This is a genomic window from Actinomadura sp. BRA 177 (assembly GCF_013372625.1).
In the GTDB taxonomy this organism is placed as follows: domain Bacteria; phylum Actinomycetota; class Actinomycetes; order Streptosporangiales; family Streptosporangiaceae; genus Spirillospora.
This window is the reverse complement of record NZ_JABXFD010000616.1, coordinates 1-1,060: the sequence shown is the minus strand read 5'-3', so window position 1 is coordinate 1,060 and position 1,060 is coordinate 1. Positions and strand designations below refer to the sequence as shown.

Below are 1,060 nucleotides of genomic sequence, written 5' to 3'. Positions count from 1 at the left end.
CTGCGTTTCTGTTCTTTTTGTGTTATGGTGACGGCCGCCGCCGAGGTCTACACTTTCCTTTTCGTCGGCAGCGTCGGATGGGTATAAGAGAGTGGTGCGTTGGTCGGGGAGGTGGGTATGGAACGGCCCCCGGGCCCTGGGGGCTCGGGGGCCGATCGGCCGGTGCGGCGGTGTCAGGCCTCGACGACGTTGACGTCGATGGTGGCGTTGACGTCGCTGTGCAGGCGGACGCTGACCCGGTGGGTGCCGACGGTCTTGATCGGGTTGCCGATCTCGATGCGGCGGCGGTCCAGGTCAGGGCCGTCGGCGGCCTTGACCGCCTCGGCGATGTCGGCGGCGGTCACGGCGCCGAACAGGCGGCCGTTGCTGCCGGTGCGGGTGCGCAGCGTGACGCGCAGGCCGCCGAGCTGGTCGGCGACCTCCTTGGCGTGCTCGACGGTCGCGATCTCGCGGGCCGAACGCGCCTTCTTGATCGAGTCGATCTGCTTCTCGCCACCCCGGGTCCACTGGATCGCGAACCCGCGGGGGACGAGGTAGTTGCGGCCGTAGCCGTCGCGGACCTCGATGACGTCACCGGGCTCGCCGAGCCCGGAGACCTGCTGGGTCAGGATGAGCTTCATGATCTATAACCCCCTGCCTCAGCGCGCGGTGCTGGTGTACGGCAGCAGCGCCATCTCGCGGGCGTTCTTGATCGCCGTGGCGACGTCCCGCTGGTGCTGGGTGCAGTTGCCGGTCACCCGCCGGGCACGGATCTTGCCGCGGTCGGAGATGAACTTCCGCAGCAGGCCCGTGTCCTTGTAGTCGACGTAGGAGATCTTCTCCTGGCAGAAAACGCAAACCTTCTTCTTGGGCTTGCGGGGAGGTGGCTTCGCCATCGTGGTGCTCCTTTGGGAGAGCCCCGCTCACGCGGGAATGGACGTGTACTTGGTGTTGCCGTGGTCGCGCCGGAGCCGGCCGGACTAGAACGGCGGGTCGTCGGAGTAGCCGCCGCCACCGCCGCCGGTGGCCCAGGGGTCGGCGGGGGGGGCGCCCGGCTGGCCCTGTCCCTTATACACCTCTC

The 1,060-nt window shown here is 68.4% G+C and carries 2 protein-coding genes; both read right to left on the bottom strand.

Annotation, left to right across the window (positions count from 1 at the left end; genetic code table 11):
* Positions 1-173: 173 nt before the first annotated feature.
* Positions 174-620, bottom strand: a complete 447-nt coding sequence (gene rplI, locus HUX53_RS34585) for a 50S ribosomal protein L9 (protein WP_176407486.1) — start codon at positions 618-620, stop codon at positions 174-176.
* A gap of 18 nt (positions 621-638) precedes the next feature.
* Positions 639-875 (bottom strand): 30S ribosomal protein S18, encoded by a 237-nt coding sequence (gene rpsR, locus HUX53_RS34580; protein WP_019631633.1) that lies wholly within the window; start codon positions 873-875, stop codon positions 639-641.
* Between the last annotated feature and the right edge of the window lie 185 nt (positions 876-1,060).

Bases quoted from the DNA above. Each gene is read 5' to 3' on its own strand.
- rplI (WP_176407486.1), bottom strand. From the start codon at position 620: ATGAAGCTCATCCTGACCCAGCAGGTCTCCGGGCTCGGCGAGCCCGGT.
- rpsR (WP_019631633.1), bottom strand. From the start codon at position 875: ATGGCGAAGCCACCTCCCCGCAAGCCCAAGAAGAAGGTTTGCGTTTTC.